The 343-nt window shown below is 78.4% G+C and carries 1 pseudogene; it reads left to right on the top strand.

Annotated elements, in window-relative coordinates:
* A pseudogene (locus FAF44_RS53930) lies at window positions 1-343 on the top strand (hypothetical protein); the annotation flags it as partial.

The raw sequence follows: 343 nt of genomic DNA, 5'->3' as shown, positions 1-343 counted from the left end.
GTCGAACGATCCGGGCCGCTCGACGGGCTGCCGCCGGCCGTGGAGCTGTCGGCGTACCGGATCGTGCAGGAGTCACTGTCGAACGCGATGCGGCACGCGCCGGGAGCGTCCGTGGCGGTGGAGATCGCCCGCCAGGGAAACGAGCTGCGCCTCCACATCGCCAACGGCCCCGGCACGCACGCCTCGGCGGCTCCCCGGGCAGTGGCCGCCGCCGGATCGGCGCTCGACGTGTCTTCGGAGGCGGCCTCCGGGGCGGAGCGGGCGGGAACAGGCGAGAGCGGGGGCGCCCCGGGCGGCGTGGCGCGGGCCGAGGCGCGGCGCGGGGCCGGGCAGGGGCTGGTGG

The sequence above is a fragment of the Nonomuraea sp. MG754425 genome (assembly GCF_021699195.1).
Taxonomy (GTDB): Bacteria; Actinomycetota; Actinomycetes; order Streptosporangiales; family Streptosporangiaceae; genus Nonomuraea.
Note: the sequence above shows the minus strand (reverse complement) of the source record. Positions and strands in the feature narration are given on the sequence as shown.